The organism is Aquisalimonas sp. APHAB1-3 (assembly GCF_048323695.1).
GTDB lineage: Bacteria > Pseudomonadota > Gammaproteobacteria > Nitrococcales > Aquisalimonadaceae > Aquisalimonas.
On record NZ_JBLWFT010000007.1, the window covers coordinates 122,523 to 145,352 of the forward strand.

At 66.4% G+C, this 22,830-nt stretch carries 17 protein-coding genes; 6 read left to right on the forward strand and 11 right to left on the reverse strand.

Features of this window, described 5'->3' with window-relative positions; genetic code table 11:
• Positions 1-18: 18 nt before the first annotated feature.
• The 5 genes from ACNSTU_RS11925 to pgl form a co-directional block, all read right to left on the reverse strand.
• Positions 19-321: a hypothetical protein gene (locus tag ACNSTU_RS11925; RefSeq protein ID WP_290635405.1), complete on the reverse strand. Its 303-nt coding sequence runs from the start codon at positions 319-321 to the stop codon at positions 19-21.
• A gap of 161 nt (positions 322-482) precedes the next feature.
• Entirely contained in the window at positions 483-2,120 is a 1,638-nt protein-coding gene (gene pgi, locus ACNSTU_RS11930) for a glucose-6-phosphate isomerase (protein WP_290636734.1), read from the reverse strand.
• 40 nt (positions 2,121-2,160) lie between these two features.
• Entirely contained in the window at positions 2,161-3,618 is a 1,458-nt protein-coding gene (gene zwf, locus ACNSTU_RS11935) for a glucose-6-phosphate dehydrogenase (protein ID WP_418212396.1), read from the reverse strand.
• A 305-nt stretch (positions 3,619-3,923) separates the two neighbouring features.
• Positions 3,924-4,772: a transcriptional regulator HexR gene (hexR, locus tag ACNSTU_RS11940; RefSeq protein WP_290636736.1), complete on the reverse strand. Its 849-nt coding sequence runs from the start codon at positions 4,770-4,772 to the stop codon at positions 3,924-3,926.
• Between the two features lie 79 nt (positions 4,773-4,851).
• A complete protein-coding gene (pgl, locus tag ACNSTU_RS11945; protein ID WP_290636737.1) occupies positions 4,852-5,571 on the reverse strand; it encodes a 6-phosphogluconolactonase in 720 nt (239 codons plus the stop codon).
• Between the two features lie 187 nt (positions 5,572-5,758).
• Between pgl and edd the strand changes: the two genes are divergently transcribed.
• From edd to ACNSTU_RS11970, 5 genes are all read left to right on the forward strand, one after another.
• Positions 5,759-7,621, forward strand: coding sequence for a phosphogluconate dehydratase (edd, locus tag ACNSTU_RS11950; protein WP_418212397.1), 1,863 nt, complete (start codon positions 5,759-5,761; stop codon positions 7,619-7,621).
• A complete protein-coding gene (eda, locus tag ACNSTU_RS11955; RefSeq protein WP_290633046.1) occupies positions 7,621-8,295 on the forward strand; it encodes a bifunctional 4-hydroxy-2-oxoglutarate aldolase/2-dehydro-3-deoxy-phosphogluconate aldolase in 675 nt (224 codons plus the stop codon). Before edd ends, eda begins: the two co-directional genes overlap by 1 nt.
• 23 nt (positions 8,296-8,318) lie before the next feature.
• Positions 8,319-9,335 carry a type I glyceraldehyde-3-phosphate dehydrogenase gene (gene gap, locus ACNSTU_RS11960; RefSeq protein ID WP_290637162.1) on the forward strand — a complete coding sequence of 339 codons (1,017 nt, stop codon included), beginning with the start codon at positions 8,319-8,321 and terminating at the stop codon, positions 9,333-9,335.
• 40 nt (positions 9,336-9,375) lie between these two features.
• Positions 9,376-10,821, forward strand: coding sequence for a pyruvate kinase (gene pyk, locus ACNSTU_RS11965; RefSeq protein WP_418212398.1), 1,446 nt, complete (start codon positions 9,376-9,378; stop codon positions 10,819-10,821).
• 74 nt (positions 10,822-10,895) lie between these two features.
• Complete coding sequence (locus ACNSTU_RS11970) at positions 10,896-13,220, forward strand: molybdopterin guanine dinucleotide-containing S/N-oxide reductase (protein ID WP_418212399.1); 2,325 nt, start codon at positions 10,896-10,898, stop codon at positions 13,218-13,220.
• A gap of 13 nt (positions 13,221-13,233) precedes the next feature.
• Here ACNSTU_RS11970 and ACNSTU_RS11975 read toward each other — a convergent pair whose 3' ends face one another.
• The 6 genes from ACNSTU_RS11975 to ACNSTU_RS12000 form a co-directional block, all read right to left on the reverse strand.
• The gene (locus ACNSTU_RS11975; protein WP_290635933.1) at positions 13,234-14,430 is read right to left on the reverse strand and encodes an efflux RND transporter periplasmic adaptor subunit; all 1,197 of its coding nucleotides are present in this window, start codon (positions 14,428-14,430) and stop codon (positions 13,234-13,236) included.
• A 3-nt stretch (positions 14,431-14,433) separates the two neighbouring features.
• Positions 14,434-16,797, reverse strand: coding sequence for an ABC transporter permease (locus tag ACNSTU_RS11980; RefSeq protein WP_418212400.1), 2,364 nt, complete (start codon positions 16,795-16,797; stop codon positions 14,434-14,436).
• Positions 16,798-16,802: 5 nt separating this feature from the next.
• The gene (locus tag ACNSTU_RS11985) at positions 16,803-17,531 is read right to left on the reverse strand and encodes an ABC transporter ATP-binding protein (RefSeq protein WP_290638065.1); all 729 of its coding nucleotides are present in this window, start codon (positions 17,529-17,531) and stop codon (positions 16,803-16,805) included.
• Positions 17,532-17,654: 123 nt separating this feature from the next.
• The gene (locus ACNSTU_RS11990; RefSeq protein WP_290638067.1) at positions 17,655-18,020 is read right to left on the reverse strand and encodes a hypothetical protein; all 366 of its coding nucleotides are present in this window, start codon (positions 18,018-18,020) and stop codon (positions 17,655-17,657) included.
• 25 nt (positions 18,021-18,045) lie between these two features.
• Complete coding sequence (locus ACNSTU_RS11995) at positions 18,046-19,401, reverse strand: NAD(P)/FAD-dependent oxidoreductase (protein WP_290633668.1); 1,356 nt, start codon at positions 19,399-19,401, stop codon at positions 18,046-18,048.
• Positions 19,402-19,596: 195 nt separating this feature from the next.
• Positions 19,597-21,399, reverse strand: coding sequence for a hypothetical protein (locus ACNSTU_RS12000; protein WP_290638068.1), 1,803 nt, complete (start codon positions 21,397-21,399; stop codon positions 19,597-19,599).
• Positions 21,400-22,081: 682 nt separating this feature from the next.
• Between ACNSTU_RS12000 and ACNSTU_RS12005 the strand changes: the two genes are divergently transcribed.
• Positions 22,082-22,750, forward strand: coding sequence for an SOS response-associated peptidase (locus ACNSTU_RS12005; RefSeq protein ID WP_418212401.1), 669 nt, complete (start codon positions 22,082-22,084; stop codon positions 22,748-22,750).
• Positions 22,751-22,830 lie beyond the last annotated feature (80 nt).

Sequence of the window (22,830 nt, forward strand, 5' to 3'; positions counted from 1 at the left end):
CGGCCACGGGTGGGCCGGTCAGCGCAACGCGGAGAGATCCACGGCGAGGCCGTGATCACAGTGTTCCCAGCAGTGCGGGTTGCGGGCGTCGTTATGCATGGCCAGCACGATTCCCTGGGACGCTGCGAAGTCCACGCACGCCAGCGCATCCTGCCGGCTCCGGCACTGGATGATGAGTGCCGGGCAGTCGCCGGTGCGCCGGGCTGTGCCGGACTCCTCCAGCGGGAACCGGAACTCCCCGCTCACGCGCAGAGCAAGGGCGGCCACGTTCACGGGCACAAGGGCGCCGTCCGTGGCCCGGCGCATGGTGAGTTCGAGCATGGCGCACCTCCTGGGTCGTTCCTGCGGGTTACTTCAACTGTAGGGCGGTCAGCATCGCTGCGCATTGGGGAAAACCGGTAGCGGGAGTATGGGGAGAACCGGTAGATCGAGGGGCAAACCATTGAATTCCATCCAGGCGGTGAACCCGGCGTTTGCGGCCATCACGGGTTTCGAGAGGACTCGGCGGTAGAGGTATCATCCGCCTCGCCGTCGCCGAAGCGGTCCCGCAACAGGTGCAGCAGCCCCTGGGTGGACGGGTCGAAATCGGTGACGTTGGTGTCGATGCGCTCGCTGATCTCGCCGGCGATGCGCTTGCCCAGTTCCACGCCCCACTGATCGAAGGAGTTGATGTTCCAGATCACGCCCTGAACGAACACCTTGTGTTCATAGAGCGCGATCAGGGCGCCCAGGTTGCGGGGCGTGAGCTCGTCCAGCAGCAGTGTGCTGGAGGGGCGGTTGCCCGGGCAGCTGTACGGATCCAGTCGGCTGCCGGTCTGGCTGCCCTCCATGAAGGCGTTGGCCTGGGCGAGCATGTTGGTGAGCAGGGCGAAGTGGTGCTCCTCGAAGCCGGGCTCGGGCTTCAGCGAGGCGATGAAATCGATGGGCACGTAGCGGGTGCCCTGGTGCAGGAGCTGGAAGAAGGCGTGCTGGCCGTTGGAGCCGGTCTGCCCCCAGACGATGGGCCCCGTCTTGTAGTTCACCGGGTGGCCGAAGATGTCCACCGATTTGCCGTTGGACTCCATGTCCAGCTGCTGCAGGAATGACGGCAACTGATTCAGTGCCTGGTCGTAGGGGACGATGGCGTGGGTCTCGGCGCCCACGAAGTTGATGTACCAGATGCCGATCAGCGCCATGAGCACGGGCATGTTTTCGGCGTTGGGTGCTTCCAGGAAGTGGCGGTCCATCTCGTGGGCACCGCGGAGCATGTCCATGAAGCCGTCGAAGCCGATGGCCAGGGCGATGGGCAGGCCGATGGATGACCACATGGAGTAGCGCCCGCCCACCCAGGCCCAGAACTCGAAGATGTTCTCCTCGCGGATGCCGAACTCCGTGGCCGCCTTGCGGTTGGTGGAAGCAGCGACGAAGTGGGCACCGATGTCGGCGTCATCGCCCGCGTTCTCCAGGAACCAGCGCCGGGCGGTGCGCGCGTTCAGCAGCGTTTCCTGGGTGGAGAACGTCTTGGTGGAGACGATGAACAGCGTGGTGGCCGGATCGAGACCCTTGAGGACCTTCTGGATGTGGGTGCCGTCCACGTTGGAGACGAAGTGGAAGTTCAGCTCCGGGTGGCGCTGGTTCAGAAGCGCGCGGCAGGCCATGTTGGGGCCCAGATCCGAGCCGCCGATGCCGATGTTGACCACGTCGCGGATGCGCTGGCCGCTGTGGCCCGTCCACTCGCCGTTGCGCACGGCGTCCGAGAAGCGGTGGATCTGCTCCCAGGAGCGGTGGATCTCGGGCATCACGTCCTTGCCGTCGGCGTGGTAGACGGGTTGGTCGCTGACGTTGCGCAGGGCGGTGTGCAGCACCGGCCGGTCCTCGGTGACGTTGATGATGTCGCCGGAGAACATCTGCGCGCGCCGCTGCACGAGCGCCGAGTGATCGGCCAGTTCCAGCAGCTTGGCGAGCACGGTGTCCGAGATCTGATGTTTGGAATAGTCCAGGAACAGCCCCCCGACGCGCAGGCTCATCTTCTCGAAACGCTTCGGATCGGCGGCGAAGTAGTCGCGGATGCGGTCGTTCTCGGTTTCCCGGTACAGGCGCTGCAGAGCCTGCCACGTCACGCTTCGGGTCAGTTGAAACATGGTGTGTCGCTCCGACAGGTATTGTGTGTGACCGGCGCTCTCATGCCTCTTCGTGCCAGCAGTAACCGCCTCGGCCCACCAGGGCGCTGGATGCCGCCGGCCCCCAGGTGCCGGCAGTGTACGTCTTGGGTCTGTCACCCTGCTGGTCCCAGGCGTCGAGAATGGGCTCGATCCAGCGCCATGCGGCGTCCACCTCGTCGCGGCGCATGAACAGCGTCAGCTTGCCGCGCAGGCAGTCCATAAGCAGCCGCTCGTGGGCGTCCGCCTTGCGCGTGGTGAAGGTCTGGGCGAAGTCCAGGTTCAGGGCCACCGGGCGCAGCTGCATGTCGTCGCCCGGGGCCTTGGCCATGAGGTAGAGCTCCACGCCCTCGTCCGGCTGCAGGGTGATCACCAGCCGGTTCGGCATGGGCATGGAGCTCTCGCTGAAGATGGAGTGGGGCACTTCGCGGAAGTTGACCACCACCTCGGCCACGCGCTCCTGCATGCGCTTACCCGTGCGCAGATAGAAGGGCACGCCGGCCCAGCGCCAGGTGTCGATTTCCGCCTTCAGGGCCACGAACGTCTCGGTGGTGCTGTCCGGGGCGACGCCGTCCTCTTCCAGGTAGCCGGGAACGGACGCCCCCTCGATGGCGCCGGCCTTGTACTGTCCGCGCACGCTGTTCTTGATGGCGTCACGACCCGTGAGCGGATGCAGGGCACGCAATACCTTCAGCTTCTCGTCGCGAACGGCATCCGGGTTGATGCTGGTGGGCGGCTCCATGGCGATGATGCACAGCAGTTGCAGTAGATGGTTCTGCACCATGTCGCGCAGTGCGCCTGTGCTCTCGTAGAACGAACCGCGGCCTTCCACGCCTACCTGCTCGGCCAGGGTGATCTGTACGTCGCGGATGCTGGAGCGGTTCCACAACGGCTCGAACAGCGCATTGCCGAAGCGCAGGGCGATGAGGTTCTGCACCGCCTCCTTACCCAGGTAGTGGTCGATGCGGTAGATCTGGTGCTCGGCGAAGACCCTGGCTACCTCGCGGTTGATGTGCTCGGCACTCTCCAAGTCGTGCCCGAGGGGCTTTTCAAGCACCACGCGGGCGTTCTCCGTGGCCAGGCCGGCGGTGCCCAGGTGGTGGCAGATCCCGGTGAACAGGGAAGGTCCGGTGGAGAGGTAGAACACCCGCGTGCGCGTCGGGTGCTCGTCCAGCCGCTCCGCCAGGGGCAGAAAGTCCGCCTCGCGAGTGACGTCGACGCAGATGTAGTCGAGTCGCTCGGCGAAGGAGGCCCACACGGCCTCCGAAAACGCCGCGCCGACATGGCTCTCGCACGCGTCCCGCGCGTTGGCCACGTAGTCGTCGCGACTGATGGCGTGGCGCGACGCCGCGATGATGCGTCCTTCGTCACACAGGGCACCGTCCTGATGCCGGTGGTAGAGCGCCGGCATCAGCTTGCGCATGGCCAGGTCGCCATTGCCGCCAAAGATGACCATGTCGAACGGTTGGACTTCGGGCACGTGGCTCTCCTCCGTGGTCCTGCGGCTCGGGTGCCGATTGTTTCCGGCTTGATACGGGTGTGTTCCGTCTGGTGTCGCCGCGTTGATTCTTGATCGACTGGATTTGTAGCAAAACTACAGATAGAAAGAAAGGGTCTTCGCCAGAAGGCTGAGGGTGTTACGGCTGCATTGGCTTCGGCTGCGCAGCCCGGCTGCGTCGGCAAATGGCCGGATCCGGGCTCATGGTTTGTAGTAACGCAACAGAATGCTTCCAGAATTCCCCTTCCAGTCGCACCCGGGCCCGATGCGGTGGCTCCGAGGGCGCATTAGCCAGTGCTGCCGTCCTGCACCCGTTTCTCCGCCAGGTTGCGCTTGGTCTTCTCCAGTGATGTGGCCAGCTCAGGGCCGCGCCGCAGGGCAACGCCCACGGCGAGGATGTCGCAGATGGTCAGGTGCGCGATGCGGGAGGTCATGGGCGTGTAGGTGTCGGTGTCCTCGTTGACATCGGCGTAGAGGGCGACCGTGCTGCGGTTGGCCAGCGGCGAGCCGCAGGCGGTAATGGCGATGACGTGTGCGCCTGCTTCCAGCGCCAGCTCGGCGCTGCGGATGAGCTCCGCCGAGCGGCCGGTATGGGAGATGGCAACCACCACGCTCTCCGGAGGCAGGATCGCCGCCGACATGCCGTGGGTGTGGGCGTCGGAGTAGGCGATGGTCGGTACGCCGAGGCGGAAAAACTTGTGCTGGGCATCCTGGGCGACGATGCCGGATGCGCCATGGCCGTAGAACTCGATCCGTGGTGCGGCGGCGAGCAGGTCGATGGCCCGCTCCACGCCGTCCGTGTTCAGGTGGTTGCGCGCCTGTACCAGCGTGGCGATGGCACGGTCGAAGAGCTTGGCCGAGAGGTTGTCGGCGCTGTCGCCGATATCCACGCCGCTGGAGATGTAAGGAATGTCGCTCGCCAGACTGCCGGCGAGTCGGAGCTTGAAGTCCTGGAAGCCGGCACAGCCAACGGCCCGGCAGAACCGGATCACGGTGGGTTCGCTGACGCCGGCTTTCTCGGCGATGGCGGCGATGGAGGCGCTCACCACGGTTGCCGGGTGCTCCAGCACCAGATCAGCGACTTTCTGTTCCGAGCGCCGCAGTTCCGAACGCAGCGCCTTGATTCTCGTGAGCATGGTCGGTTGTCTGCGTGCCGTGGCCAAAGCCGTTTACAAGTGGTTCGGATCGAGTATATCACCCGGCCTGCGCCGGGGCTCAGGGCGCCCAGTACACGTGTACCGGCGTGCTGTGCTGGTGCAGCACGGCACGTACCGGCATCGCGTGCGCATCCTCGCCCGCCAGGGCCTGCCGGTACACGTCCCATTTGTCCGCACCGGTGATGTGCAGGGCCAGGTAGCGTGCGTTCAGAATGGCCGGCAGCGTGAGGCTCATGCGTGCATGGGGTGCGGCCTCCGGGGTCACGGGGATGCACAGCTGCGAGCCGGCCGGATCCAGGCCTGCGGCCAGTGCCGGAGTGTGCGGGAACAGCGAGGCCGTATGGCCGTCGCTGCCCATGCCCAGCACCACCACATCCAGTGGCCACGACAACCTGCGCAGGCGCTCTTCGCATTCCCTCGCGCCGGCTTCAGGTGACGGTGCCGGCGTTTTCAGGGGGGTGAAGCGCGCGCCGGCGGCATTGCCCTGGAGCAGCGTCTCGCGGACCAGGCGTTCGTTGCTGTCATCGTGGTCCGGGGCAACCCAGCGCTCGTCCGCCAGGATCACATCGATGCGTGTCCAGGGCAGCTCCGTGGCGCTCAGCGCGCGAAACAGCGGGACCGGCGTGTTCCCGCCGGACACCACTAGGCTCGCCCTCGGGCTGTATTCGAGCCCGGTATTCAGTGCGGTCGTGACCGCCGTCGTCAGGTCGGCCGCGAGGGTGTCGCGGTCCTCGTAGCAGTGTTCCACAGGGGGGTTGGCGGTGTCTGGGTTGGTCATGGCCTGGTATTCCGCGTTGGTGCTGTGGTGGCTCTGTAGTAAGACTACAAGATTGGTGGATTGCTATCCATGGTTATTCGCGGATTCACCGTCTTGCGTTTCCTGGTTCGGCGTTCTAGCATGTAGTAAAGCTACATAATCGCCCGGTTGCCTTCGGGACCGTGCTTGCAGGAGGAGGACGGGAGGAATGACCCAGCTCAACGAGACCCTGGTCCGGGTGACCGAGGGCGTCACGGAGCGCAGCCGTGACACGCGCCGGGCGTACCTGGACGCGGTCAGCCGTGCCGCGGATGATCAGCCCCAGCGCGGCGCACTCTCGTGCACGAACCTGGCACACGGTTTCGCTGCGTCGCCTGATTCGGACAAGGACGCCCTGAAGCAGATGCACTGGCCCAACGTGGCCATTGTCTCCGCCTACAATGACATGCTCTCCGCGCACCAGCCCCTGGGCGCCTTTCCCGGCATCATCAAGCAGGCGGCGCGCGAGGTGGGCGCCACGGCGCAGTTTGCCGGCGGCGTGCCGGCCATGTGCGACGGCGTCACCCAGGGTCAGCCGGGCATGCAGCTGTCGCTGTTCAGCCGCGACGTGATCGCCATGTCCACGGCTGTCGCGCTGTCCCACAACATGTTCGACGCCACCCTGTGCCTGGGCGTGTGCGACAAGATCGTGCCGGGGCTGCTGATCGGTGCGCTGAGCTTCGGCCATCTGCCGACCATCTTCGTGCCCGGTGGCCCCATGCCCTCCGGATTGCCGAATCAGGAGAAGGCGCGCATCCGCCAGGAGTTCGCCCAGGGGAAAATCGGCCGCGACGCACTGCTGGAGGCGGAGAGCCAGTCCTACCACAGCCCCGGCACCTGTACCTTCTATGGCACTGCCAACAGCAACCAGCTGGTGCTGGAGTTCATGGGCCTGCACTTGCCGGGCTCCGCATTCGTCAACCCCGATACCCCCCTGCGCTTTGCGCTCACCGCCGAGGCCGCGCGCCGGGCGGCGGGGCTGACGCGCCTGGGTGGCGACTACACGCCCATCAGCCGCGTGGTGGACGAGAAGGCCGTGATCAACGGCATCGTCGGCCTCCTGGCCAGTGGTGGTTCCACCAATCACACCATGCATCTCGTGGCCACGGCCCGCGCCGCCGGCATCATTGTGGACTGGGACGACTTCGATGCCCTGTCGCGGGCGGTGCCACTCATGGCCCGCGTCTACCCCAACGGCGAGGCGGATGTGAATCATCTGCACGCCGCCGGCGGCACCGGCCTCATGATCCGCGAGCTGCTGGACGCCGGCCTGCTTCACGAGGACGTGAGCACGGTCATGGGCCCGGGGTTGCGGCACTACACCCGTGAGCCGTTCCTGGATGGCGGCCGGGTGGTTTGGCGGGAGACGCCGGCGACCTCCGGGGACCTTTCCGTGCTGCGCCCCGTGGCCAATCCGTTCGATGGCCAGAGCGGGTTGCGGCTGGTGTCCGGCAATCTCGGCCGTGGGGTGATCAAGACTTCGGCGGTGAAGGACGCGCATCGGGTGGTGGAAGCGCCGGCCCGGGTGTTCCCCAGCCAGGATGCGCTGCTTGCCGCCTTCAAGGCCGACGAACTCAACGGTGACATGGTTGCCGTGCTGCCGTTCCAGGGCCCGCGCGCCTGCGGCATGCCGGAGCTGCACAAGCTCACGCCGACCCTGGGTGTCCTGCAGGACCGGGGGCACCAGGTCGCGCTGGTGACTGATGGGCGCATGTCCGGCGCCTCCGGCAAGGTGCCCGCTGCCATCCACATGTCGCCGGAGTGCCTGGGCGGCGGGCCGCTGGGCAAGGTGCGTGATGGCGACATGATTCGCCTCGACAGTCGCTCTGGCGTCGTCGATGCGCTTGTGGACGCCGATGAATGGGCACGCCGTGAGGCCACCACGCCGGATCTGGCGCCCGAGCACACCGGTCTTGGCCGGGACCTGTTCGACACCTTCCGCGCGACGACCTCGAACGCCGAATCCGGGGCCATGAGCATCATGCTTGCCGGTGCCCTGCGTGCGCCCACGGCGGAAGAGGAGGTTCGGTGATGGCCGTTGACGGTGAGCAGGGTCCGACAGCAGGGGGGCGCGCGACCATGGACATGCGGAGCATCATGGCCGCCGCCCCGGTGATCCCGGTGCTCCGTATCGACGACCCGGCGCACGCGGTGCCGCTGGCGTGGGCGCTTGTGGATGGCGGCCTGCCGGTGCTGGAGATCACGCTGCGCACCCCGTGTGCCATGGACGCCGTCGCCGCCATGATCCGCGAGGTACCGGACGCCATCGTCGGTGTCGGCACGATCCTCCAGCCGGAGGATTTGCGTCGGGCGGCGAATGCCGGCGCGGCCTTTGCCGTGAGTCCGGGCCTGACGCCGGCCCTGGCCGACGCCGCCCGGGACAGTGGCTTGCCATTCCTGCCGGGGGTGATGACGCCTGGCGAAGCAATGCAGGCGCGTGAGTACGGCTTCCGCGAGCTCAAGCTCTTCCCCGCCGAACAGGCCGGCGGCGTGCCCATGCTCAAGGCGCTCGCAGGCCCGCTTCCGGATCTGACGTTCTGCCCCACGGGCGGCGTTACGCAGGTGTCGTTCGCCGACTACCTGGCGCTACCCAACGTCGCCTGTGTGGGCGGCTCCTGGCTGGCGCCGGCGGATCGCGTCGCGGTCGGGGACTGGGGCGGCATCAAGGCGTTGGCGGCTGCCGCAGCCGCCTCGGCGCACATCTGATACATGATCGAGGAGAGTTCATCATGACGTATCGTATTGCCATCAATGGTTACGGGCGCATCGGCCGCAACGTGCTGCGGGCGCTGTACGAGAGCGGCCGTACCAACGAGATGGAAATCGTCGCCATCAACGACCTGGGCGACGCCGCGACCAATGCTCACCTTACCCGCCACGACACCGTGCACGGCCGGTTCAACGTCGATGTGCAGGTGGACGGCAACGACATGATCGTCAACGGCGACCGCATCCGTGTCGTGGCCGAGCGCGACCCGGCGAACCTTCCCTGGCGCGAGTTGGGCGTCGATGCGGTGATGGAGTGCACGGGGCTGTTCACCAGCAAGGCCAAGGCCGCTGCCCACCTGGAAGCAGGCGCGCGCAAGGTGGTGATCTCGGCGCCGGGCGGTAGCGACGTGGACGCCACGGTGGTCTACGGGGTCAACGACAACACGCTCACCGCCGATCACCAGGTGATCTCCAATGCCTCCTGCACCACCAACTGCCTGGCACCGGTGGTGAAACCGCTGCACGAGGGCATCGGTGTCGAGCACGGGCTGATGACCACCATCCACTCCTACACCAACGACCAGGTGCTCTCGGACGTCTACCACTCGGATTTGCGCCGGGCGCGCTCGGCCACCCAGTCCATGATTCCCACCAAGACCGGTGCCGCGGCGGCGGTGGGGCTGGTTCTGCCGGAGCTGGACGGCCGACTGGACGGTTTCGCCGTGCGCGTGCCCACCATCAACGTCTCGCTGGTGGATCTCACGTTTACCGCTGCGCGCGAGACCACGGTGGAGGAGGTGAACAGTGTGCTGCGTCAGGCCGCCGAGGGGTCGCTCAAGGGCATTCTCGCCGTGAACGACGAGCCGCTGGTGTCCATGGATTTCAACCACGATCCGGTATCGTCAACGTATGATCCGTTCATGACGCGGGTCTCGGAAGGCCGGTTGGTGAAAGTCTGCGCCTGGTACGACAATGAGTGGGGTTTCTCCAATCGCATGCTCGACACCACGCGGGCCTTGCTGGACGCCGCCGGCTGAGGGTGGCGGAGCGATCACAAGGAAAACGGAGGAGACGCCCATGCCGCGCCGTACCAAGATTGTAGCCACCCTGGGGCCGGCCACCGACGCGCCCGGCGTGCTGGAGAAGATCATCCACGCCGGCGTCGACGTGGTTCGCCTGAATTACTCCCACGGTGCCGCCGCCGACCACCAGGCCCGGGTCCGCGCGTTGCGCGAGGCGGCCGAACGGGTGGGTCGGGACGTGGGCGTACTGGCTGACCTGCAGGGGCCGAAGATCCGCGTGGATCGCTTCCGTGACGGTGCGGTGACTCTGGAGGAGGGCGATGCCTTCTGCCTGGATGCCGAGCTGGCTCCGGACGCCGGTGACCAGCAGCAGGTGGGCGTGGCGTACAAGAACCTGCCCAACGACGTGGGACCTGGCGACCTCCTGCTGCTGAACGACGGGCTCATCACCATGCGCGTCGAAGAGGTGGCCGGCTCGCGCGTGCACTGCCGTGTGGAGCTGGGCGGCGAGCTGTCCAACAACAAGGGCATCAACCGCCAGGGCGGCGGCCTTTCCGCCGACGCACTCACCGACAAGGATCGGGACGACCTGCGGTCTGCGGCGGAGCTGGGCGTGGACTACATCGCCGTCTCCTTTCCCCGCTCGGCAGCGGATATCGAACTGGCGCGCTCCCTGCTGAAGGAGGCCGAGTCGGATGCCGGCATTGTCGCCAAGATCGAGCGTGCCGAGGCGGTGGAGGCCATCGACGAGATCACCCTGGCGTCGGACGCCGTGATGGTCGCCCGCGGCGATCTGGCCGTGGAGATCGGCGATGCGGAGCTGCCGGGCGTACAGAAGCACATCATCGCCACCGCCCTGCGACTGAACCGCTCAGTGATCACGGCCACGCAGATGATGGAGTCCATGATCGAGCACCCCATGCCCACCCGGGCCGAGGTGCTGGATGTGGCCAACGCCGTCATGGACGGCACCGACGCGGTGATGCTCTCCGCCGAGACCGCTGCCGGCAAGTACCCGGTGCGCACCGTCGAGGCCATGGCGCGCGTATGCGTGGGTGCCGAGGCGCAGGTGACCACCCAGCGCTCCACCCATCGCATGGACTCGGACTTCGAGCGCATCGACGAGGCCATCGCCATGGCCACCATGTATACCGCCAACCACCTGCACGCGGACGCCATCATCGCGCTCACCGAATCCGGTGCCACCACCCTGTGGATGTCGCGCATCAGCTCCGGCATCCCCATCTACGCACTCACGCGCCATGAGCGCACCCTTCGGCGGGTCACCCTCTACCGGGACGTCTATCCCGTGGCCTTCGACATCATGCACACCGATCCGAACCACGTGATCGCCGATGCTCTGGAGACCATGCGCGCCAGCGGCGCCGTGCACGACGGCGACACGGTAATCGTCACCAAGGGGGACTTCACCGGCATTCCCGGCAGCACCAACACCATGCGTATCGTCAAAGTGGGCGAGGAGCTCCACCGGGGGCAGTAGACCGCCGGGCGAATGGCAAACCAGTGCGCTTCTGTGCTGTGATACGTAGACAGCACTGGTCAGGACTCTGCCGTATGAACAACCCGCACGCGCCCGAAGGCACCCTCACTTCCACCCACTGGGGAACGTATCGCGTCCAGACCCGTGATGGTCGGGTGACCGCCCTCACGGGCTTCGAAAAGGACGCCGACCCGTCGCCCATCGGGCAGGGCATCGTCGACGTGCTCGAAGGCCCCCTGCGCATCGACGCCCCCATGGTGCGCCGCGGTTGGCTGGAGCACGGGCCCGGCCCTGCATGCGGCGCCCGCGGGCGGGACGAGTTCGTGGAAGTCTCCTGGCCCCTTGCCATTGAACTGGTGGCGGGTGAGCTGGCGCGGGTGCGCGACCAGTACGGCAACGAGGCCATCTACGGCGGCTCCTACGGCTGGTCCAGTGCGGGGCGCTTCCACCACGCCCAGAGCCAGCTCAAGCGGTTTCTCAACAGCATCGGCGGCTACACCACGTCGGTGAACACCTACAGTTACGCCGCGGCGGAAGTCACCCTGCCTTACGTGCTTGGCGACTTCTACTCCATGATCAACGGCGCCACCAGCTGGGACGTCATCCGCGAACACACCGGCCTGTTCGTCGCCTTTGGTGGCGTGCCGCTGAAGAACGGCCAGGTCACCAACGGCGGCGTTAGCCGGCATGTGCAGCGCCAGGGGCTGCTGAGCGCCGCCGAGGCCGGCGTGAAAGTGGTGAACGTCAGCCCGCTGCGTTCAGACGTGCTGGACGAGGCGCGGATGGAGTGGTGCGCCCTCCGCCCCGGAACGGACGTGGCGCTGCTGCTCGCCATTGCCCACACGCTCGACAACGAGGGGCTGGCGAATCGGGCGTTTCTCGACCGGTACACGGTGGGATTTGATCGCTTCCGCGCCTACTTCCAGGGCGAAGTGGACGGCGTGCCGAAGACGCCCGAGTGGGCGGCGGAGAAGACCGGCCTGGCCGCCGATCGGATCCACGCCCTGGCCGTCGAGATGGCGTCTCAGCGCACCATGATCTCGGTGAGCTGGTCGCTGACGCGCCAGGACAATGGCGAGCAGCCCTACTGGGCGGCCATCGCCGTCGCCGCCATGCTGGGTCAGCTGGGCACCCCCGGCGGCGGGATCGGCTTTGGATACAGTGCCATGAACGCCATCGGCGACAACTACCGGGGCATCCCCGGCGCCGCACTGCCCCAGGGCCGTAATCCGGTGGAGCGGTTCATCCCCGTGGCGCGCATCAGCGACATGCTGCTGCAGCCCGGCGAGACGTTCGAGTACAACGGCATGACCGGCACCTACCCGGACATCCGACTGGTGTACTGGGCCGGGGGCAACCCGTTCCACCACCACCAGGACCTGGTCAGGCTGCGCGAGGCCTGGCAGCGGCCCGATACCGTGATCGCCCACGAGTGGTGCTGGAATGCCCACGCGAAACACGCCGACATCGTGCTGCCCGCCAACACCTCGCTTGAGCGCAACGACATCGCGCTGTCGGTGCGGGAGCCGTTCCTGATCTACATGGAACAGGCCATCGAGTCGGTGGGGCAGAGCATGGCCGACTACGACATCTTCACCTCGATCGCCGACGCCCTGGGTGCGCGGGAGGCTTTCACCGAAGAGCGTGACGAGGCCGCGTGGCTGGAATACCTGTATGCGGGCACCCGCGAGCGGGCGGCAACGAACGGCGTCCAGCTGCCGGAGTTCGCTACGCTGAAAGCACAGGGGTGGTTCGAGGCGCCGGCCCTGGACGAGCCGCAGGTGTTGTTGAAGGCGTTCCGCGAAGACCCGGACGCCAACCCGCTGAAAACCCCCAGCGGGCGCATCGAGATCTTCTCCGAGACCGTGGCCGGGTTCGGCTACGCGGAGTGCCCCGGTTACCCGTTCTGGAAGGACCCGGTGGAGTGGCTCGGCGCGGCGGACGCCACCACACCGCTGCACCTGATCTCCAACCAGCCGGCCACGAAGCTGCACTCCCAGCTTGACCACGGCCAGCACAGCAGAAGCGGCAAGCGCAACGGTCGCGAGCCCGTGGTGATCCACCCCGACGATGCCGCGCCGCGCGGTATCCGCGACGGCAGCCCGGTGCGGCTGTTCAACGAGCGCGGCAGTTGCCTGTGCACGGCGGTTGTCAGTGACGAGGTGCGGCCCGGTGTGCTGCAGGTCAGTACCGGGGCCTGGTATGACCCGCCGGCCGATGGCGGCACGGGGCTGTCCTGCCTGCACGGCAACCCGAACGTGCTCACGCGGGATCAGGGCACCTCGCGGCTGGCTCAGGGGCCGAGCGCGCTGTCATGCCTGGTGGATATCGAGGCGTACGCGGGCGATCCCCCGCCCATGACCGCCTTCACACCACCGCCCATTCGTCGCGGAGACTGAGCCGGTCCTGCGCTCAGTCCTCCGCCCGAACCCGAGCGCCGTCGGTCACGCGATCGCCGGGATGGGTGATGACCCGCTCGCCTGACGCCAGCCCGTCGAGAATCTGGGTGTGCAGGCCGCTGCGCCGGCCCGGCTCGACCACACGACGTTCGGCGCGGCCGTTGGCGATCACGTAGACGGACCATTGGTCATCGCTGCGGAACAGGGCGCTGGTGGGCACCTGAAGGACGTCGTCATCTTCCCAGAGGATGAACCGGGCCTCGACTCGAAACCCGTCACCGAGCGTCTCCCACTTGTCGCGGGGTGACGTGATCGCTACCCGCACGGGCACGCGCTGCTCATCCACGCCCAGGGCGGAGACGCGCAGAAAGCCACCGGGCTCCACCCGGTGGACCTCGCCCTTCAGATCACCATCACCACCCCAGCGCTCCAGAATCACCGTCATACCCGGCCGCACGCGCACGGCGTCCATGGACAGCAGGTCAACCTGCACCTCCAGCGTTGACAGATCACCCACATCCAGCACCGGCTCGCCGGCATTCACCGGGCCTTCGCTATAGCGGTGCCGGCGGGTGACCACGCCGTCGATGGGAGCGGGCACCTGAAGGCGCGGCTGATCACCCGGTGCGCGCTCGCCGTCGGCAATCTCCAGCACGGCCCGGGCGGCGTCCAGCTCGAAGCGGGCCACGTCCACCGCGTGCCGGGCCGATCGCTCGGCGGTGCGGGCGGATTCGCGCTGGGCACGGATGCGCTCCATCTGCTCCGTGGAGACGAGCTCCCGGTCGTACATCTGCTGGTAACGCTGATCCTCGGAGCGGGCGAGCTGATGCTGGATCTGCCGGGCTTCCAGCTCGGCCTCCGCGGCCTCCAGGCGCGCCCGGGCCGCGGCCACGGCCTCCCGGGCCTGACTGCGGGAACGGGCATCCAGTGCCGGTGCGGGGGCTGGCTCCAGTTCCAGCAGCGTTTGCCCGGCGGTCACACCGTCTCCCGGCTCCAGGGTGACGCGGCGAAGGTAGCCGGTGATCGGGGCGGAGACCGTGTGCGGGTCCGGCAGACGCGTGCGCCCTTCGTCCTCGACGGTCTCGGCGAAGTGGCCTCGCTCTGCCGTAACGGTGCTGACCGGCACGGGCGAGGGCCACAGGGCCAGCCCCAGTAGGCCGATGACGGCCACCGCGAGAAGGGCGAAGATGAGCTTCTTGCGTAAGGTCATGGGCTACTCAACCGTTTTCAGTGCGGACACCATGTCCAGGCGCCGCAGTCGTCGCAGGATCAGGAGAACGGACAACACCGTCGCTACGATCACCCCTGCGGCGGCGAAGGCGTAAGTCTGCGGGGTGATCACGAACGGCACGCGGAACAGGTCCGTGCTCATGGCGGCGCTCAGTGCCATCGCGAACCCGGTACCCAGCAGCCAGCCCAGCGGGATGGCCAGCAGCGTCAGCGCGGCGATCTCGCCCAGCAGGATCCAGCTCACCTCGCCCCGTGTATAACCCAGCACCCGCAGGGTGGCCAGCTCCCGGGCGCGCTCGGCAAAGGCGATGCGGGCGTTGTTGTAGGCCACGGCAAAGGTGATGGAACCGGCCAGCAGCATCAGAATGGCCATCATGATCAGCACGGTGTCGTCGATGTACTCGCGGATGGCGGCCTCCGCTTCGCCGATCAGCCCGATGCCGGCGATCTGTGGCACCTCCCACAGCGCCTCGTACAGCGCCGGATGCTGGCTGGTATCGGTGAGCAGCCATACCCCGGAGAGGGCCGGGCCCTCGCGCATCAGCCGGTTCAGTGCCTGGCGCTCCATGTAGGCGCTCACCCCCACGGGCTCGCTGACTACGGCCGCCAGTTCCACATCCAGGGTGCGCCGGTGGCCTTCCATGACCTCCACCTGCACCGCATCCCCGGGGCGCAGGCCCAGATAGTCCGCCAGGTAATCCGTGAGCACCAGGCCTTCCGGCGGCAGGCGCTGGGGCTGTCCGCGGGCATCGGTGAGCCGGCGCAGCTTCGGTTCCGCGTCCATGCCGAGGATCGCCGTGCGGTAGTCCTGGCCGTTGGCGGCCAGCCGCACCGGCACATTGCGAAAGCCCTCCACATACTGGACCCCGGGCTTGTGGCGCAGCCCGGCCACGGCGTGGGCCGAGGCGGGCTCGGTGAAGTAGAGGTTGATGTCCATGGTCTGAACCAGCCGGTACTGGGTGTCGAGCATGTCGTCCACGGCCCCGAACTGGTAACTGCCCACCATGAGGAGCGCGCCGGAGAGGCCGATGCCGAGCACCGAGAGGCCGGATTTCAGGCGGTGGCGGACTAGATTGCGCACGATGATGCGTGTGGGCTGATCCAGCAGCCGCCCCAGGTGCGAGCGCTCAAGCCAGCCCTGGCGGAACGTCTCCGGCGCCGGCGGGCGCATGGCCTCGGCGGGCGGCAGACTCACCGCCCCGCGCACGGCCCGGTACGTGCCCAGTGCCGCGGCACCCGCGGCCACGACCACCGCCAGCAGCAGCACCTGGGGCTGCAGTCGGAAGCTCATGGCCGGGAAGCGGAAGTATTCCATGTACACCGCCGCCAGGGCATCGGCCGCCCATGCGCCCATGCCCACCCCGACGGCTACCCCGATGAGCACGATCAGGCCGGTGAGCAGCCCGTAGTGTCCGGCCATGTCCCGGTTGCTGTAACCGAAGGCCTTGAGCACCGCCACCTGCTGGCGCTGCGTGCGCACGATGCGCCCCATGAGCACGTTCAGCAGGAACGCGGCCACGCCCAGGAAAAGGGTCGGCAGCACCACGGCCATGACCCGGAGCTGATCCAGTTCCATGGTCAGGAACTGGTGCGAGACCTGATCGTCGCGGTCGTAGGCGCCGGTGCCGCCGTAGCGCGCGAGCAGCGTATCCAGGGCGTCGATCACCGGTTCCGCGTCGGCCCCGGCCTGCAGGGTCAGCACCGCATTGTTGAAGGCGCCGTCCATGCCGAAAGCGTTGGCCAGGGCGCGGCGGTTCATCCACAGCACGGCGAAGCGCTCGTAGTCCGGCAGCAGGTCCGCCGGGCCGATCTGGTAGACGAACTCCGGCGACAGGGCCACGCCGCTGACCGTCATGGTCTCCAGGCGCCCGCGAATGATGGCGGTCACGGTGTCGCCGGGTCGCAGGCCATGGGCCTCGGAGAAGGGTTCGCTGATCACTACCTGGTCCGACCGGCCCGGGTCCGGCAGGCTGCCTTCGCGCAGGTAGAGCCGGTTCAGGTCCGGTTGTCGGCCATCCGGCAGGGACAGCAGTTGGCCGCGCACCGGATCGTCGTAGCCAGGCACTTCCAGCCGCACCGGTGCGTTGACACGGGTCTCCACGTGATCCACGCCCGGGATGTCGCGAAGCCGTTCCGCGAGGCCCTCCGGTGCCCGCTTGAGGTCTACGAACACGTCGGCGAAGTGATAGTCCCGGTAGAAGCGGTCCTTGGTCAGGCTGATGGCGTCCAGGGTGGTCACGGCGATGATCAGCGTCATCACGCCCGCAGCCACCACCACGGCAATGGCCGCCACCTGGCCCTTGAGGTCGACCAGATCGCGGAGCAGTTTGCGGTGGATGGTGCGCACGCCGGTTACCAGCTCAGCTCGGATGGCGCCTTGCGCTGCTCGTTCACGTGGACGTCGCTGACGCGTCCGTCGCTCAGCCGCACCACCCGGTCGGCCATTTCGGCGATCACCACGTTGTGGGTGATCACCGCCGTGGTGGTGTGAAGCTCCCGGTTCACGTGCTCGATGGCTTCCAGCACCTGCACGCCGGTGCGGGAGTCCAGCGCCCCGGTGGGCTCGTCACACAGCAGCACCGCGGGGCGCTTGGCGATGGCCCGGGCGATCGCCACGCGCTGTTGCTCGCCGCCGGAGAGCTGGGACGGGAAGTGGTCCAGCCGCTCGCTCAGACCCACCAGGGCCAGGGCATCTTCCGGGCGCATGGGGTTGCGGCTGATGTCCGTGACGATGGCCACGTTCTCGCGGGCCGTGAGGCTCGAGATGAGATTGTAGAACTGGAACACGAAGCCCACATGATCGCGCCGGTAGGCGGTGAGCACCCGGTCGCTGGCCCGTACCAGGTCCTGATTGCCGTAGCGCACCTGGCCGTCCGTGGCACTGTCCAGCCCGCCGAGGATGTTCAGCAGGGTGGACTTGCCCGATCCCGAGGCGCCCAGCATGACCGTGAGTTCGCCGGCATGGAGGTCCAAATCCACCCCGCGCAGGGCGTGGATGACCATTTCGCCGTTATGGTAGACCTTGGTCAGGCCACGTGTGGCGAACACCACCTCAGGAGAAGAAGCCGGGGCGTGCTGCATGGGAGGGTCCGCGACCAGTCCAGTGATTGCACTGTAACAGCAGAAATCGGGCGCGGGTTGATTTGAATCAACCTGGCACGCCACCGTAATAGGGAAGGCGTGCCCGGTTGCTCTTCCGCAAGTCTATGGTGCTCGCTGAGCGGGCGGCGTTCGACGGAACATCAGTTGCACGAACGGATAGATCACCACGCCCGCCCCTACGCCGAAGCCAATACTGGCTCCGATGAGGGCCGCGTAATCAACGATGCTGGTAATCTGGGCGTGGCTGGCGCTCGAAAACCCGGGACCCATTGCGAACACCAGCAGGGCCACCAGAGCCCCCACCGCTCCGGCAACCTTCACCGCCGGGGCGGGATTGAACTGGCTCCGACGCAGGTATACGTATACGGCAACACCCAGCGCAGCCAGGAGAAGGATACCCGCCGGCACAAGCAGGGCGCGGAAGAGCTCCAGCAGTACGGCCAGGATGCCGGTTAAGGAAAATGCCATGATTCGTCCTCCTTGGTACCAGGGCTCAGATGCGGCCGCGCAGCATGGCGTTATAGGCTGCGTGCAACATACGATCCTTCATGAGCCATGGCACCCATTGCTCTTCCATCGGATCGATGAAGTTGAATGACGGCACCATCTCCAGATCGTAGTCGAACTCCACGAGGATGCCGCGGCCCTGCTCGGTGATGAGCGGGCAGGAGGTGTAGCCGTTGTAGCTCCCGCGGAGCTCGCTGTCCTGAATGACCGCGAGGAGATTCTCCACGGCCACGGGCACCTGTGCCTTCACGCTGGCGGCGGTCTTGCCGATGGGCGTGCCCACCACGTCACCGACGCCGAAGACATTGGGGTAGCGCCGGTGCTGCATGGTGTACTGGTCGACCTCGAGCCAGCCCTCGAAGGGGCCGTCCGCCCAGGCCAGGTCGCTCGTGCGGACCGGGTCGGGGGCGGACATGGGGGGGACGACGTGGATGAAATCGTAGTCCACGGTGCGCTCGCCATCTTCGGTGTTGAACACCGCTTGTCGGGCCCCGGGCTCGATCGCCTTGAGCTGGTGGTGCCAGTTCAGGTTGATGCCCCGGTCGTCCGGGAAATGTGACTTGAGAAAGTCGTCGATATCCGGTTGCGAGAACATGCCGTCTCCGGGTGGGAAGTACTGGAGATCGGCGGATTCCCGGTTACCCTGCCGCTGCAGGCGGTGTTCACTGAGCATGGCGACTTTCAGGGGGGCGCCCGCACACTTCAACGCACCCGGTGCCCGGGTGAAGAGCCCAGTGCCGCCGGAGTCGGTGAATTCGCGGATCATGCTCCAGCTGCGGCTGGCGTGGTCCGGCGTGTCGTAGACACAGGCGATGCCGTCCTGTCCGATCAGGGCGGGATCCATGCCTTCAATGTCGGCGAAATTGAGCTGCAGGCCGGTTGCAACGACCAGGTAGTCGTAGTCGAGGGTGTCGCCGTCGCTGGTCACGACGCGGTCGTTCTCCGGGTCGTACTCCGCAACGCTGCTGCGTACCCACTCGACGCCGCGCGGGATGTAGCGTTCATTGCGGTCGATGACGCGTTCCGGTTGCCAGGCGCCTGTGGCAACGAGGGTGAGTCCGGGCTGGTAGTAATGCTGTTCACGGGGGTCTACCAGCGTAATGCGGGCACCGTCCAGAGCGCGAGCCAGACGGGACGCCACCGAGATGCCCGCGGCGCCGGCGCCGACGATGACAATGCGCGCACTGGAGGCCAGCGCGTGGCTTGCGCCCGTTCGAAGAAGGGCGCCGCCCGCGACGGTTCCGGCAGCGGCCAGTATGGTGGTGGCGCCGGTCGCCTGGAGGAAACGGCGGCGGCCGGGGTTGATGCTGTCGTGATTGTTGTTGCCTGAGTCGTGGGTCATGTCTGCTCCTCCGAGCCTTCTGCGGCAGCCCATCGTGGTGATTGGGCTGCATACCTCCATATTAGTATTTTCGAGGGTGTCTGCAGGGGTCTGTGACTAAGTCACAAAGACCCGGGATCAGAGGTGGTCGGGGGCAGTGTCTCGTAGTGGTGCACGCGCAGTCGTCGCGCGCACCACTACCGCCGACGTTTCCGGTCAGAAGCCTTCCACCGGGCGCAGAACGTCTTGCTCCTCTGACGGTTGACCGCTGACGGTGGTCAGGGAGCCTTCTTCTTGGGTGTTCACGTAGATGACTTCGTACGAGACGGGCGATTCCCCGTACGCTGTCTGCAGGAGACGGTGCGGCCCCGGCGCGAGGCCGAACATGGTGGCCGTATGGGCGCCGGAGGGAAGGTCACCCAGTATGACCTTGCCCGCCTCGGGATCTTCGGCGCTAACGGCGGCCAGGCGCACGCCGCTGTCCGTCTCCTGTTGCATCAGGACCTCGCTGAGTTCCAGTTCATCGACCTGGTTCCCCGCCTGCGCGCGGCCACTGGTGGATGCTCCCACCCACTGGGCGTCATAGAGGTCGATGCGGCTGGAACCGTCCACCTTCGCGGCAACAGCGACATGGGTCTCGCCGGTCATCCCTTCGTCACGATTGTAGAAGATCCAGCCGTCCCGGCTACCCCGCACCGGGCCACTGATATCCTGACCATAAAGGCTATCGGTGGTGTCCAGGATCTGGCGGTCACCACCTTGCGTATCCACGCTGATGACCTCCTCATTAGCGCTCCAGGCGACCCGCCCTGCGGAGGCCAGAACGAAGTCGCCAATATCTTCCTCCGTATCCAGTTCCGACCAGCCGTCGGCATCGACGCGGTACAGCGTCCCCGCGCCACCGGCGATCAGGGATGGCTCGGCATGTGCAAAGTACAACGCGTCCCCGTCAGTCGTAATCCGGCTCGGTGGCGGGAGATTGACTCCTCCGGGGGGCAGTATCGTCTCCCCGAACTCGAGTGGCTCGCCGGAGCCGTTCTCTGCCTGGGTCATGGTTCCGGCGCCATCGTTGGTGGGCGGTTGGTAGTGCCAGAGTTCGGCCGGCGGCGTGTCATCGCTGTCCGGGTCCTCAAAGCGAAGGGTGAGGAACTGAGAGCCGTCGGCAAGCACGGAGCCCAGTGCGGAGACCGAGTGCCAGGGATCATCGTCTTTGCCGGCGTACAGATCCTCGATGTCATTGCCGCTGGGGTCCTGAACTGTTCCCGGCCCCGTGTTGAAGTCCATGTCGGTCTTCTTGAGGCGGTTGTTGTCCGCGGTATCCACCACGAGCCAGCCCCGGCCCGCGCCGGTCTCCGGGTCCCAGACCAGAGCCACCGGCACAAGATGGGAGTCGACTTCCAGGGGGCTCGTGTCGTCGTCGTCGCCCATCAGGAAGCGCTTGTACTCATCGTCGGTGCTGTAGACCACGGCGGTTTCGTCCGCCTCTTCGAGACTGAACAGAAACATAACATTCAGGTCGAGCGGCATGAGCTCTTCGGACGTCACCTCCCGGGACGTGGGGTTGACGGTTGCCCCGGTGTCCGTACTGACGGAACGCATGCCGAAGCTGCCGAATTGCTTGTCACCGTACAGTACCCGATCGACCCGGAATTCCGAGAGCGTCTGAGACTCGTTGTCCCAGGACGCCTCGTGAATTGGGAAGAAGTTGCGATGATGGTTCACCATCTGTGCCTGCTCAAACTCCGTATCCACCTCAATGGCGGGATCCGAGGGGGTGTCGGGGTCGATCGCGTACAAACCCTCGGCGTTGTCGATGGGTGACGTGAAGAAGAGCAGATCGTGATTGTCCGCGTCGCTGTCAAGCCCGGAGAGGTGGGGGAGGCTGTCCCCCGCGCTACCAGTGCTGCCGTCACTGCCGCTGTCGCTGCTGCTTCCGCCGAAACAGCCGGTCAGCCCTGCGGCCAGTATCGGGATCGTCCACGCGACCAGCCCCATCCGGCGCTCGCTGATTGAATCCATGGCGTTGCCCTCTTATCGGTTGCACGAAAACCGGGAAGACCCCTGACAGGGAACACCCGGTGCCGCGTCACATATACGAGGCGGGACCTTACAGCGGACTTACATGTGCCCAGGCGATCTGCGGAAGTCAGTGAGACGTCGAAACCAAGATGTCGGGTGAAAGTGAGGCGCTTAGGGAGTTGACCGAGACATCATTTGAGTGTACAAGGATTGTACAAATTGTGTTGCGCGCGGCATAAGCGCGAAGCGCCAAAGCGGATTCGGGAACTTTGCCAGCTTCAAACTGCCGGTTGTGCAGATGCCGGTTTTGTAATTGATGTGCTTCTCCTCCAGGCGACGGCCAAGTCGCCCTTTCTGCCCCCTCACCCGAGGGGGTTTTTTTTGGTCGCACTGGTCAGCGACCTGGTGGACACGAGGGGTGCCGCGCAGCGATGCATAAGTCTTGTGTCGGTCATGCGGATTCGGGGAAGGGGGCAGTAGTCTGGACAAGGAAGCGCTCTTGGCCAGATTTTCCGTTCCGAGGTGGTTGTACCGCCCCGTTTTCCGCTATCAGGATGGACTTCGCACCTGGAGCGCCGGCATTCGTCGCTGCGCCAGTCTTGGTCTGTCGCATCTCCGGATCCCGACGGGATCGCACGGGCTGCGCTAGACTGAAGATCGGGCTTTTCGGCGGGTGCGTGGTATGTGCGGCCGATTCGTAAGCAAGACCGACGCGGTCATTGAGCGGGCCTTCAATGTGATTCCTCGTCAGTGGACTCATGACTGGGCGAGGTACAACGTGGCGCCGACGCAGCAGGTGCCCGTGATCCGCCTGGCCGATGGGCAGCGGGAAGGGGTGATGTTGCGCTGGGGGCTGGTGCCGACCTGGGCGAAAGGCCGGCCGACGAACTACAGCACGATCAACGCCCGCGTCGAGACGATCGACACAGCCGCCACATACCGTGGCCCCTGGCAGCGCGGCCAGCGCTGCATCATCCCTGCGCTGGGCTACTACGAGTGGCAGGAGGTCGCAGGTCGGAAACTGCCGCACTTCATCCGGCGCGCCGGCGGTGAGCCGTTCGGGCTCTGCGGGTTGTGGGAGGTGTCGATGGCTCCGGATGGTAAGGCGCTGGAGTCGTGCACGATCATCACTGTTCCCGCCAATCCCCTGGTCGCGCAGATCCACGCGAAGGAGCGCATGCCGGCCATGGTGATCGCCGAGCAGTGCGATGTCTGGCTCGGCGGCTCTGTCCATGATGCCCGCACCGCTCTGGCGCCGTTCCCCGCGGAGTTGATGGACGCCTATCCGGTGAGCACGCACGTTAACTCCCCTCGGAATGACGATCCGGAGCTTCTCGAGCGGGTCGCTTAGCTGTGTCTCTCACGGCCGTGGCGTGTAGACGGTCGTTCCATGTGTGGAACGGTAAGTCGCTGATTCGTGTCTACACAGCC